The organism is Leclercia sp. UBA7405 (assembly GCF_037152215.1).
In the GTDB taxonomy this organism is placed as follows: Bacteria; Pseudomonadota; Gammaproteobacteria; order Enterobacterales; family Enterobacteriaceae; genus Enterobacter; species Enterobacter pneumoniae.
The window spans coordinates 1,012,749-1,025,590 of sequence record NZ_JBBCMR010000001.1 but is presented as its reverse complement, the minus strand read 5'-3'; the positions used below and the strand labels follow the sequence as shown (position 1 = coordinate 1,025,590).

7 protein-coding genes and 1 other RNA gene are annotated in these 12,842 nt (G+C 56.1%); 3 read left to right on the top strand and 5 right to left on the bottom strand.

What is annotated here, in order from left to right; genetic code table 11:
• Positions 1-11 precede the first annotated feature (11 nt).
• Together menI and ydiJ are read right to left on the bottom strand one after the other, a co-directional pair.
• A complete protein-coding gene (gene menI, locus WFN75_RS04950; RefSeq protein ID WP_336995691.1) occupies positions 12-422 on the bottom strand; it encodes a 1,4-dihydroxy-2-naphthoyl-CoA hydrolase in 411 nt (136 codons plus the stop codon).
• Positions 419-3,475 (bottom strand): D-2-hydroxyglutarate dehydrogenase YdiJ, encoded by a 3,057-nt coding sequence (ydiJ, locus tag WFN75_RS04945; protein ID WP_336995690.1) that lies wholly within the window; start codon positions 3,473-3,475, stop codon positions 419-421. The genes menI and ydiJ overlap by 4 nt, the downstream gene beginning before the upstream one ends.
• A gap of 312 nt (positions 3,476-3,787) precedes the next feature.
• Between ydiJ and ydiK the strand changes: the two genes are divergently transcribed.
• Positions 3,788-4,900 (top strand): AI-2E family transporter YdiK, encoded by a 1,113-nt coding sequence (gene ydiK / locus WFN75_RS04940; RefSeq protein ID WP_046885926.1) that lies wholly within the window; start codon positions 3,788-3,790, stop codon positions 4,898-4,900.
• A gap of 187 nt (positions 4,901-5,087) precedes the next feature.
• An RNA gene (gene rprA / locus WFN75_RS04935) (antisense sRNA RprA) lies at positions 5,088-5,195 on the top strand.
• Positions 5,196-5,199: 4 nt separating this feature from the next.
• Here rprA and WFN75_RS04930 read toward each other — a convergent pair.
• The 3 genes from WFN75_RS04930 to ppsA all read right to left on the bottom strand — a co-directional run bounded on the left by WFN75_RS04930 (position 5,200) and on the right by ppsA (position 11,612).
• Entirely contained in the window at positions 5,200-7,575 is a 2,376-nt protein-coding gene (locus tag WFN75_RS04930; RefSeq protein WP_336995689.1) for a glycoside hydrolase family 3 N-terminal domain-containing protein, read from the bottom strand.
• A 3-nt stretch (positions 7,576-7,578) separates the two neighbouring features.
• Positions 7,579-8,979 (bottom strand): MFS transporter, encoded by a 1,401-nt coding sequence (locus WFN75_RS04925; RefSeq protein WP_046885924.1) that lies wholly within the window; start codon positions 8,977-8,979, stop codon positions 7,579-7,581.
• A 254-nt stretch (positions 8,980-9,233) separates the two neighbouring features.
• Positions 9,234-11,612, bottom strand: coding sequence for a phosphoenolpyruvate synthase (ppsA, locus tag WFN75_RS04920; RefSeq protein WP_046885923.1), 2,379 nt, complete (start codon positions 11,610-11,612; stop codon positions 9,234-9,236).
• Positions 11,613-11,949: 337 nt separating this feature from the next.
• Between ppsA and ppsR the strand changes: the two genes are divergently transcribed.
• Positions 11,950-12,783 carry a posphoenolpyruvate synthetase regulatory kinase/phosphorylase PpsR gene (gene ppsR, locus WFN75_RS04915; RefSeq protein ID WP_040075986.1) on the top strand — a complete coding sequence of 278 codons (834 nt, stop codon included), beginning with the start codon at positions 11,950-11,952 and terminating at the stop codon, positions 12,781-12,783.
• Positions 12,784-12,842 lie beyond the last annotated feature (59 nt).

Below are 12,842 nucleotides of genomic sequence, written 5' to 3'. Positions count from 1 at the left end.
CCCGCCTTTTTTTACACCACCGCGGTTGTGAGCCGCGAGGAGCAGCACAGCCGTTGCTGCTCATCGTAGATCTCAATCTGCCACACCTGATGGCGCCCCCCGGCGTGCAGCGCGCGGCAGACGCCGCGCACCCTACCACTCCGCACAGAACGAAGATGATTGGCATTGACCTCGAGGCCTACCACCTTCTGTTGCCCCTCGGTGCAGAGATAACCGGCGACCGACCCCAGCGTTTCGGCGAGCACCACGGAGGCGCCGCCATGCAGCAGACCGAATGGCTGATGCGTCCGGCTATCGACGGGCATGGTGGCTTCCAGCTCATCATCACCGAGGCGGGTGAACTGTATATCCAGCAGGCCGACCATATTGTCCGCGCCCATGGCATTCAAGGCCTCAAGCGTAGTGGTACGTCTCCAGATCATCCCATAATCTCCAGTAATGCCTGCAGAGGGTGACGCACGCCACTGCCCTCGATGCGCTTCACCTGGCTGCGGCAGGAGTAGCCGGTAGCCAGACAGCGGTTTCGCGGCAGGCGCTGCATCGCCTGGCGCCAGGAGAGCTCATAAATACCCAGCGAGTTGGCATGGTTTTTCACCTCATGTCCGTAAGTTCCTGCCATACCGCAGCACCCTACGTTGACGTTTTCCAGCTTCGCGCCAAAACGGGCGAAGATAGATGCCCACTGTCCCGGCGCCCCGGGCAGCGCCGTCACTTCCGTACAGTGACCAAACAGATACCAGGACTCCCCGCTGGACTCCGGCACCGCAGGGTTATTCAGCACGGCTGGCAGCCATTCATGCACCAGCTGAACGTGGAAATCTCCACGTTTGTCTCCCAGCGTCTGTTTGTACTCATCGCGATAACAGAGCACCAGCGCCGGGTCGACACCCACCATCGGCATCCCCAACTGCGCCACGCGGTTGAGGAAATCAGAGGTCTTCTGCGCGGTTTTCGCAAAGCGGTTGAGGAACCCCTTAATATGCTGCGCCTTGCCGTTGGGCGAGAACGGCAGCACCACGGGTTGATAATCGAGGCGTTCCACCAGCCGGATGAAATCGGCCACAACCTGCGCGTCGTAATAGCTGGTAAAAGGATCCTGCACCACCAGCACGGTGCGGGCTTTCTGTTCGTCGCTCAGGGCTTCGAGCTGTTCGAGCGTAGTGTTGGCGGAGCGGTGACCCACAAGCTGCTGCTGCAGCGACGGCACCGACAGCAGCGGCAGATCGATCATACCGATGTGCTTACCGGAAAGTTTGCGCACCATCGGCTGTTTAAGGAAGAAGTTGAAGGTCTTCGGCGCGCGGGCCATCAGGGGGGCGTAGCTCTCCACCGTCGCCACCAGGTGATCGCGCACCGGGCGCAGATAGCGGGTGTGATAAAGCTGCAGGAAGCGTGACCGGAACTCCGGCACATCGATCTTGATTGGGCACTGCGTAGAGCACGCTTTACAGGCCAGACAACCGGACATGGCCTCTTTTACTTCATGCGAGAAGTCATACTCCCCTTTGCGGGCATGCCAGCTATTGCGCGTGCGCTCGATAAGTGAACGCAGGCTGGCGCGTTTCCCGGGCAGCTCTTTTTCCAGCACCAGCGGATCCACACCCCGATCGGCCAACAGACGCAGCCATTCACGCACCAGGGTGGCGCGCCCTTTTGGCGAGTGAATGCGGTTGCTGGTGATCTTCATTGACGGGCACATCGGACTTTTTGCGTCGAAGTTAAAGCACAGCCCGTTACCGTTACACTCCATCGCGCCGCGCCAGGAGGCGCGCACCGCGATAGGGATCTGACGATCAAAGGTGCCGCGTTTGACGGCATCGACCTTCATCATGGGGGCATCGATGCCCTCTGGCGGGCAGATCTTTCCCGGATTCAGGCGGTTATCCGGATCGAACGCCGCTTTCACCTTGCGCAACTCGCCGTAGAGCGCCTCTCCGAAGAACGCCGGGCTGTACTCCGCGCGGAAGCCTTTACCGTGTTCACCCCAGAGTAGCCCGCCGTATTTGGCCGTTAACGCCACCACGTCATCAGAGAGCTGTTTCATCAGCATCTCTTGCTGCGGGTCGCACATATCCAGCGCCGGACGCACATGCAGCACACCCGCATCCACGTGACCAAACATGCCGTAGCTCAGGCCGTGGCGGTCGAGCAACGCCCGGAACTCCACAATATAGTCGGCCAGATGCTCGGGAGGCACGCAGGTATCTTCGGCAAAAGGAATGGGTTTGGCCGCGCCTTTGGCATTCCCCAGCAGCCCCACCGCTTTTTTACGCATAGCGTAAATACGTTCTATACCCGCCAACTCACTGCACAGTTGCCAGCCAATCACGCCGCCTTCGCCCGCGGCGATCAGCTCATCGAGGCGCTGGCAGAGCGTGTTAACCTGGTGGTCGATCAACTCGCCGTTATCGCCGGCAAATTCGACGATATTCAGACCGAGCATCTCTTTGTCGGGAACGTCGGTAATAAGTTCGCTTACCGAGTGCCAGACGATATCTTCCCGCGCGAGGTTCAGCACTTTGGAATCGACCGTCTCTACCGACAGCGCCCGCGCATCGACCATAAAGGGGGCATTACGCAGCGCGGAGTCGAAGGAGTTGTATTTCACATTCACCAGACGGCGCACTTTTGGCAGCGGCGTAATGTCCAGCCGCGCTTCGGTAATAAACGCCAGCGTTCCTTCGGAGCCTGCCAGAATACGGGTTAAATCGAACTCGCTCAGATCGTCATTGAAAACGTGGCGCAGATCGTACCCCGTCAGGAAGCGGTTCAGTTTCGGGAATTTATCAATAATCAGTTGGCGGTTATCCCGGCAACGCTCCAGCACGGTACGATAAATTCGCCCCGTGGCGGTGCTGTCGTTGCCCAGCGTCTCGGCCAGCGCAACCGGCATGGGCCGGGTATCAAGGATGTCACCGCCCAGCAATACGGCACGGACGCCGAGGACGTGGTCGGATGTTTTGCCATACACCAGCGAGCCCTGGCCGGACGCATCGGTGTTGATCATCCCCCCGATGGTGGCGCGGTTACTGGTAGAGAGTTCCGGCGCAAAAAAGTAGCCGTATGGCTTGAGGTACTGATTAAGCTGGTCTTTGATCACCCCCGCTTCTACGCGCACCCATCCCTCTTCAGGATTGATTTCGATGATGCGGTTCATATAGCGGGACATATCGATGATGATGCCCTGGTTAAGCGCCTGACCATTGGTGCCGGTGCCGCCGCCGCGCGGGGTAAAAATCAGTGACGTAAAACGTTCCTGCGAGGCAAGACGGGCAATCAGCGCCACGTCAGCGGTAGAACGGGGAAATACGACGGCATCGGGAAGTAGCTGGTAGATACTGTTGTCGGTGGCCATGGTCAGCCTGTCGGCGTAGCCCGTGGCGGTATCGCCGGTAAAACCCTGTTGCTCCAGTGCTTGCAAAAAATTGAGCACCAGCTGAACGACGCCGGGTGCCTGAGAAATCTGTGGGATCATTACTGTCGACCCTAATAAGAGTTGTGGATCCCCTTACTCATTCGCGCTACAGAAAGGCGGCATGTGAACAGATCCCCGGGCGCACAGCACACCGGGTGAATACACGCAGCCAACGCATCTGCAGCTTGAACCAGGAGGGGGATAATCGTTTGCGTTGTGTCCGGAAAGTTTTATCACATTTTTTTCTTATACGCTCAGTAGAATTACAGGCAGAATCCGCCTGTTAAAAACCGGGGAAATCACTGATGATTAGAGTGACGCGGTTTCCCTTCCTGCCAGCCCGGCGGGTGTACATTAAGGAAAATTTCATTTATGACCTCTCTTCGTCAGCCCAGGGATGTTGCGCAGATACTGCTGTCGGTGCTGTTTTTGGCCATCATGATCATTGCGTGTCTGTGGATTGTTCAACCCTTTATTCTCGGCTTTGCCTGGGCGGGTACGGTGGTGATTGCCACCTGGCCGCTCTTTATCCGTCTTCAGCGCCTGCTGTTTGGCCGTCGTTCGCTGGCGGTGCTGGTGATGACCCTTCTGTTGGTGCTGCTGTTTGTGATTCCTGTCGCCCTGCTGGTGAACAGCCTTGTAGATGGCAGCGGCCCGATTATCAAAGCACTGACCAGCGGCGATCTCACGTTACCGGATCTGGCCTGGCTGAACAGCATTCCGCTGGTGGGCGATAAGTTGTACGCCGGCTGGCACAACCTGCTGGATATGGGCGGCAGCGCAATTATGGCGAAGGTACGCCCGTACGTGGGCGCCACCACGGCCTGGTTTGTCGGCCAGGCGGCGCATATTGGTCGCTTTATCGTGCACTGCGCCCTGATGCTGCTGTTTAGCGCTCTGCTCTACTGGCGGGGTGAGCAAGTGGCGCTGGGTGTACGTCACTTCGCCACGCGCCTCGCCTCTGCGCGTGGCGATGCCGCTATGGTGCTGGCTGCGCAGGCGGTCCGCGCCGTGGCGCTGGGTGTTGTGGTGACCGCGCTGGTGCAGTCGGTGCTGGGCGGCATTGGTCTGGCGATTGCCGGTGTGCCTTACGCAACCCTCTTCACCGTCGTAATGCTGTTCTCCTGTCTGGTGCAGTTGGGGCCGCTGACGGTATTGGTGCCATCGATTATCTGGCTTTACTGGAGTGGCGATACCACCTGGGGCACCGTGTTGCTGGTCTGGAGCTGCGTTGTGGGCACGATGGATAACGTCATTCGCCCAATACTTATCCGGATGGGCGCGGATTTGCCGCTCATTCTGATTCTGTCCGGCGTCATCGGCGGGCTGATCGCCTTCGGCATGATAGGCTTGTTTATCGGCCCGGTCCTGTTGGCCGTCTCCTGGCGTCTTTTCTCAGCGTGGGTGAATGAAGTGCCCTTCCCCGTTAAGGATCCGCACCTGGTACCCGAAGAGATTAGCGACGCTGAACAACGGCATAAGTGAAACCACGGTTCTGGTGGGTTCGCTCACCAGAATGTTAAGCGTTGCTAATATTTATTGAGTGTATTTATCCCGCCTGACCTACTAAGTGCCCGCAATTGCCTCATAAACCTCGAAAAATCTTCAACGCTTTTAAACTATTGAGAGGAATCCGATCGACGCAAAAAGCGCGCAAGCCTACTATTAGGTCACGGTTATGAATCAACGCGTTGATTTATAAGCATGGAAATCCCCTGAGTGAAACAACGAATTGCTGTGTGTAGTCTTTGCCCATCTCCCACGATGGGCTTTTTTTTATCCTGCTATCCGCGATTGACCTCGCACCGCCCCACCATTCGCCATTGGGCAGGCAGCATCCGAGTCTCACCCGTTACGTTGACCGTGACAACATCACGAATATCCGCCGACGACGCCCCGAGCTGGAGTTCAAACTCGCCGGGCTCGACGATGCGCTTGCCGTCGCGGCGCGTAAAGTTGAACATATCGACAGGCAGCGTGAAGGTGAGCGTCGCCGATTCGCCTGGCGCAAGCGTGACCCGCTGAAACGCTTTCAACTCCTGTAAAGGCCTTACCTGCGTCGCCACTTTATCGCGTACGTACAGCTGGACGACTTCACTGCCGCTACGCTCGCCTACGTTCTTCAGGGTAATACTCACCGCAACATCACCGGTTATCGCAACCTGGCTTTCAACGAGTTGCGCCGCGCTCCAGTCAAATTGCGTCCATCCCAGACCAAAGCCGAAGGGGTAGCGCGCGCCAAAATGGAAAGCAAACGGCGTGCCGCCGCTTTTCAGCTTGTGGTTGTAGTAATACGGCATCGCCCCTGCGCTTTTCGGTACGCTGACCACCAGCCGGCCTTCAGGCTCAGCGCGCCCTGTCAGCACGTCCGCGATGGCCCAGCCCCCTTCCTGACCCGGAGCCCAGGCCAGCATCAGGGCGGCCACCTTCTCCTCCAGCCCCTGCAGGTTGTAAGGTCGGCCGCCGGTCATCACCACAACCACCGGTTTGCCGGTGGCAACCAGCGCTTCCAGCAGTTGCTGTTGTACACCCGGTAAATTCAGGCTATCGGTATCGGACCCTTCTCCAACGGTGCCACTCTGGAATAAGCCCGCCAGATCCCCGACGCATGCCACCACGACCTCGCTATCCTGCGCGGCGCGCACCGCCTGCGCTATCAGACCGGTATCGTGCGAGACCGGTGATTGCTGCATTGGCTTGCCGCTGCTCTCCCCCGGGAAGACCGGCGCCCCTGCCATGCGGTGCTCAATGATATGGCAACCTTTGGCATAGCGGACATTGCCCTCCCCGAGGTAGTGTTTCAGGGCCGCCAGCGGCGTAGTGACCTGAACAGTTTCCTCCACCATATCGCTAATAATCAGATGCACCGGGAAGCTATAGCCACTCAGCAGCGCAAGGGGATCATCGGCGGTAGGCCCGACGACGGCCACCTGCGGTGTCGAGGACAGCGGTAAGATCCCGTTATTCACCAGCAGGGTCATGGAGCGCGTGGCCACTTCGCGTGCCACCTGCCGGGTCTCTTCGTTCTGCAGGTCGATACCGCTCTCATCCACGTAAGGCTGTTCAAATAAGCCAAGCCGGAATTTTTCCGTGAGCACGCGCGCGACGATTTCATCAATCTTCGCCATCGTTATCAGCCCGCGCGCGACCGCATCTGCGAGATGGCGGGCGCAATCATCCTTCGGTAGCTCGACGTCCAGCCCGGCATTAAACGCCAGCGCTGCTGACTCCGCAGCGTCATGAGAGATACCGTGATGCTGATGCAGCAAACTTACGCCGCCGTAATCGGCGACAATGAGCCCGTCAAACCCCCACTGTTCGCGTAAGACCGTGGTCAGCAGGAAGCTATCGCTATGCCCCGGCTGATTATCGATATCGTGGTAGGCCGGCATCACCGAGCCGGCGTTGGCCAGCTTAACCGCCATTTCGAACGGCAGCAGGAAGGTATCGTTCAGTTCGCTAAAGCCGAGATGTACCGGAGCATGGTTACGCGCCCCTTCGCTGAAGGAGTGACCCACATAGTGTTTTAGCGTGGCCAGCAGATCGCGCTCTTTTCCCTGCAGCCCTTTGACATACTCCGTCGCCATCACCCCCACCAGCCAGGGGTCTTCCCCAAAGGTCTCTTCTGTGCGGCCCCAGCGTACATCACGGGAGACGTCCAGCACCGGCGCCAGTCCCTGCTGGCAGCCCACAGATCGCGCCTCCTTGCCAATCTGCTCTGCGGCACGCTGAACCAGTGCCGGATCCCAGGTCGATCCATAATTCAGTGAAGAGGGAAACAGGGTGGCGTCTTTACATAACAGGCCGACCAGGCACTCTTCATGGAACAGCGCAGGAATACCCAGCCGGGTTTCCTCCATCATCATTCGTTGCAGCCGGTTTGCGGCACGAACGCCGGTTTTTGCCTCCACAATATGGGTTCCCAGCGGACGGGTGATCTGTCCCACGCCTAACTTGAGGCGTTCGTTGAGGGATGCCTGCTCAGTGACGCCCGCAAATTCATCGCTGAGATCGCTGCGCTCACGGTGGTGGCCGTGCTCATCGAGGATCAACCAGTAGGCGTGCATCTGGGCAAATTTCTCTTCCGGAGTCATGCGCGCCAGTAAATCAGCAACGCGTTCCTGAACGGGACGGCCCGCATCCTTGTAGATAGCAGTCATAGTTTACTCCTGTGTGGCAGATTGAATGGCAGGGCTAAGCGGTCTGGCAGCGGTCTGTGCGTCGCGCTTGCTGGCGAGCTCACGGGCGATGGAATCCACCACCCGGCTGTTAAGCTTGTAGAGGGCAAGCAGTACCACCATGCCGAGAAACAGCGCGCAAGGAATGAGGGTAAAGAGCGCATTAATCGTGGTAAGCACGTGCGGCGTCTGGGTCGCCTGTCCTGGGGCATAATTCACCATACCCAGCACCCAGCCCACAACGGCACCGCCCAGCGCCAGGCCGAACTTAATGGCAAACAGCGCGGTTGAAAAAACCAGCCCATCAAGGCGACGACCGCTGCGATGTTCTTCGTAGTCGACCACGTCAGAGAACATCGTCCACTGTAATGGCGTCGTCAGGTTTTGAATAAAGCTAAAAATGATATTCAGGCCAAAGATAAGCCAGATCTGTGATGGGGGAATAAAGAAGATCAGCGCACCAAATATCACGAAAGAGATTATTGTCCACTGATAAGCACGTACGCGGTCGAATTTACCTAACAGACGTTCGGACAATAACGCCCCGCTCAGGGCTGCGACCATTCCGGCCACGATAAACGCAAAGACCAGATCCGGGCGCAGCAGGACATAATTAACGTAATACATTGTCGCCGAGCCACGCGTCACCACTGCGGTTAACAGTAAAATATTAAACAGGAAAACAATTCGCCACTGGCTGTTGCCGGCCAGCAGTTTTAAATCAGACAACATAGAGCCCGAAGTATCATTTCGCGGGGAATAACGTTCGCGGGTCATGAAGAAGCAGCAGAAAAATAAAATGATACCCAGTAACCCCATCAGGCTCATGGCGTAGAAATAGCCTTTCTGCACGTTTCCATTACCGAGGAGCGAAACCAGCGGCAGGGCAATCACCGTGACAATCAACCCGCCGATGAACGACAGTCCAAAGCGCCAGGATTGTAACGAGTGACGTTCACGCGGATCCAGCGTCAGAGCACCGGGCATGGCGCAATACGGGACGTTGATAGCAGAGTAGATCAGGCTCAGGAGGGTATAGGTGAGGCAGGCATAGACAATTTTCGCCGTCGCCCCCACGTCCGGTACGTAGAAGGTGATGAGACAGCTTACGCCAAATGGAATGGCGAACCACAGTAGCCAGGGACGAAATCGACCGTGGCGGGTTTGCGTCCGGTCGACCAGGGCACCGATGCAGGGATCGACAAAGGCATCCACGACGCGAACCACTAAAAACATGGTTCCCATAATCGCTGCAGGCAAACCGAAAACATCCGTATAGAAATAAGCAAGAAATAACGTTGCTGTTTGCCAGACCAGCGCACTGGCCATATCGCCAAAACCGTAACCTATTTTATCTTTCGTAGTTAAAACAGAGGAGAGTGTCATTTTATTGGCCTTATTATCAGGTTAAAACGTGTTTCAACCAGGATGCGCAGATTTCAGGGCAATGCGCAGTTAAGGCCAAAGTATTAGCAACACCTGCCAGGCTAACAATTGTCGAAATTAACAGACAAATTATGATATTTAGTTTTTTGCATTATTTGTGATGCGCAGCAAATAAGAGAAAATAAAAAGGGCGAGGAGTATTCTCCTCGCCCTTTTCATTCTTTCCCGGCCTTTTAAAAAACCGGGATCAGGTTTTACTTATTCAGCTCAGCCAGGCTCAGCCAGGTCTGCACCACGGTATCCGGGTTCAGGGAGAGGCTATCGATACCCTCCTCCATCAGCCACGCCGCAAAGTCTTCATGGTCGGACGGACCCTGTCCGCAAATCCCGACATATTTGCCCTGCTTCTTCGCCGCGCGGATAGACATAGAAAGCAGCGCTTTCACCGCTTCGTTACGCTCATCAAACAGCTCAGAGACCACGCCGGAGTCGCGATCCAGACCCAACGTCAGCTGCGTCATGTCGTTCGAGCCGATAGAGAAGCCATCAAAGTGCTCAAGGAACTGTTCTGCCAACAGTGCGTTGGACGGAATTTCGCACATCATGATGATCTTCAGCCCGTTCTCACCGCGCTTCAACCCCTGACGCGCCAGCTCGTCTACCACCGCTTTCGCCTGGTCTACGGTACGCACAAACGGGATCATGATTTCAACGTTGGTCAGCCCCATGTCGTTGCGCACGCGTTTCACCGCCTCGCACTCCAGCGCGAAGCAGTCGCGGAAGCTGTCGGAGACGTAGCGACCCGCACCACGGAAGCCCAGCATCGGGTTCTCTTCTTCCGGCTCGTAACGCTCACCGCCGACCAGATTGGCGTACTCATTCGATTTAAAGTCCGACAGACGTACGATCACGCGTTTCGGGTAGAATGCCGCGCCCAGGGTGGCAATTCCTTCGGACAGACGGCCCACGTAGAACTCTTTCGGTGAGTCGTAGCCTTTCATTATTTCACGGATTTCGTTCTGCAGCGTCGCCGGCTGGTCATCAAACTCCAGTAGCGCACGCGGGTGAACGCCAATCATGCGGTTGATGATAAATTCCAGACGCGCCAGACCCACGCCTTCGTTCGGCAGACAGGCAAAGTCAAAGGCGCGATCCGGGTTACCGACGTTCATCATGATCTTCAGCGGCAGATCCGGCATGGTATCCACGCTGGAGCTTTTCACGCTGAAGTCCAGAATATCGGCGTAGACATAACCGGTATCACCCTCGGCACAGGAGACGGTCACCTTCTCATCATCCTTCATGCGCTCCGTCGCATCCCCACAGCCAACAACGGCAGGGATCCCCAGCTCACGGGCGATGATCGCCGCGTGACAGGTACGGCCGCCACGGTTGGTGACGATGGCCGCGGCCTTCTTCATGATCGGTTCCCAGTCCGGGTCGGTCATGTCGGTGACCAGCACATCGCCGGGCTGAATGCGGTTCATCTCACTGATATCGTGGATCACTTTTACCGGGCCGGCGCCGATACGATGGCCGATAGCACGGCCTTCGGCGACAATTTTGCCCTGCGCATGCAGCGTGTAACGCTCCATCACCTGCCCGCGTGAGCGCACGGTTTCCGGACGCGCCTGGACGATAAACAGCTTGCCGGTGTTGCCATCTTTGGCCCACTCAATATCCATCGGACGGCCATAATGTTTCTCGATCTGTACCGCCTGTTTCGCCAGCTCCTGCACTTCGGCATCGGTCAGAGAGAAGCGGTCGCGCTGTTCCTGCGGCACATCTTCAATCGTCACCTGTTTACCGTGCTCCTGGTTCGGGGCATAGATCATACGGATTTTTTTCGAGCCCATGGTACGACGCACAATCGACGGGCGCCCGGCGGCCAGCGTCGGTTTATGCACGTAGAACTCATCCGGGTTCACCGCCCCCTGGACCACCATTTCGCCCAGTCCCCAGGCTGAGGTAATAAAGACCACCTGATCGAAACCGGATTCGGTATCAATAGAGAACATCACACCCGATGAGGCGAGATCGGAGCGTACCATGCGTTGAACGCCAGCAGACAGCGCCACGCCGCGATGGTCGTAGCCCTGGTGTACGCGATAAGAGATGGCGCGGTCGTTAAAGAGGGAGGCAAAGACGTGTTTCACTGCCACCAGCACGGCATCATAGCCCTGCACGTTGAGGAAGGTCTCCTGCTGCCCGGCAAAGGAGGCATCGGGCATATCTTCTGCGGTGGCGGATGAGCGCACGGCAAAAGAGGCTTGCGCATCATCAGCCGAGAGCTGGTTGTACGCATCGTGGATGGCTTTTTCCAGTTCCGGCTGGAAAGGTGTGTCGATAATCCACTGGCGGATTTGTGCCCCGGCTTTTGCAAGCGCAGAGACATCATCAATATCCGTGTTGTCCAGCAGGTCGTAAATGCGCTGGTTTACGCCGCTCTGGTCTAAAAACAGATTAAACGCATCGGCGGTGGTAGCAAATCCATTCGGTACGGAGACACCCATACCTGACAGATTTGTAATCATTTCACCCAGGGAGGCATTTTTGCCTCCAACTCTGTCTACATCATTCATGCCGAGTTGGTTATACCAAAGCACCAGCGGTGACGAGCCATTGTTGGACATCGAAACAATCCTTTTATGATATATGAACGGGTTAAGAAACACCTTACTGCGGTATTTATACTGGCATATTTATCCGCGCTAAAAAAACGGTGAATCGTGTAAGCAGATTTATTTTTTCGCTTTTCGGACTGTTCCCGCTCAATTGCTAACCTAATGATTAATATGGATTCCCACAAAAATAATCGGTATACAACGCTGTTTATAAAAATGAAATCCACTTTTCATTAAAAATAAAAACACCATTTCATTTTTAATTAGGCCCGCTGATTGACTGTTGTAATTTACTTTTTTAATTTATGCTTTCAGTCAATTACGTTTGATATTCAGGGTACGCAAAATGGATAATGCTGTGGATCGCCAGGTTTTTTATATTTCCGATGGGACGGCAATTACCGCCGAAGTGCTGGGCCACGCGGTAATGTCACAGTTCCCGGTCGCCATTAACAGCATCACGCTCCCTTTTGTAGAAAACGAAAGCCGCGCCAGGGCGGTGAAGGATCAGATCGACGCTATTTTTCAGCAAACCGGCGTACGTCCGCTGGTGTTTTACTCCATTGTGCTTCCTGAAATCCGGGCCATCATTTTGCAGAGCGAAGGATTCTGCCAGGATATTGTTCAGGCGCTGGTTGCTCCGTTGCAGAATGAGTTGCAGCTCGATCCGACCCCTATCGCCCACCGTACGCACGGCCTGAACCCGGCCAATATCATCAAATACGATGCCCGTATTGCCGCCATTGATTACACCCTGGCGCACGACGATGGCATTTCAATGCGTAACCTTGATCAGGCGCAGGTGATCCTGCTGGGCGTTTCGCGCTGCGGTAAAACCCCCACCAGCCTCTATCTGGCGATGCAGTTTGGTATCCGCGCCGCCAACTACCCCTTTATTGCCGACGACATGGACAATCTTGTCCTGCCTGCGGCCCTTAAACCGCTGCAACACAAACTTTTTGGCCTGACGATCAACCCGGAACGGCTGGCCGCTATCCGCGAAGAGCGCCGCGAAAATAGCCGTTACGCCTCTATGCGTCAGTGCCGAATGGAAGTCTCTGAAGTAGAAGCTTTGTACCGAAAAAACCAGATCCCCTGGCTAAACAGCACTAACTATTCGGTGGAAGAGATTGCCACCAAAATCCTCGACATAATGGGTCTGAGCCGCCGCATGTACTAACATGCTAGTACATGAATTCATAAAAGCGTATACTACTGCGCAACGGCAGGGCGGATAAC

Coding starts and splice junctions, on each gene's coding strand:
- WFN75_RS04930 (WP_336995689.1), bottom strand. CDS start 7,575: ATGACTGCTATCTACAAGGATGCGGGCCGTCCCGTTCAGGAACGCGTT.
- ppsR (WP_040075986.1), top strand. CDS start 11,950: ATGGATAATGCTGTGGATCGCCAGGTTTTTTATATTTCCGATGGGACG.
- ydiK (WP_046885926.1), top strand. CDS start 3,788: ATGACCTCTCTTCGTCAGCCCAGGGATGTTGCGCAGATACTGCTGTCG.
- menI (WP_336995691.1), bottom strand. CDS start 422: ATGATCTGGAGACGTACCACTACGCTTGAGGCCTTGAATGCCATGGGC.
- ppsA (WP_046885923.1), bottom strand. CDS start 11,612: ATGTCCAACAATGGCTCGTCACCGCTGGTGCTTTGGTATAACCAACTC.
- ydiJ (WP_336995690.1), bottom strand. CDS start 3,475: ATGATCCCACAGATTTCTCAGGCACCCGGCGTCGTTCAGCTGGTGCTC.
- WFN75_RS04925 (WP_046885924.1), bottom strand. CDS start 8,979: ATGACACTCTCCTCTGTTTTAACTACGAAAGATAAAATAGGTTACGGT.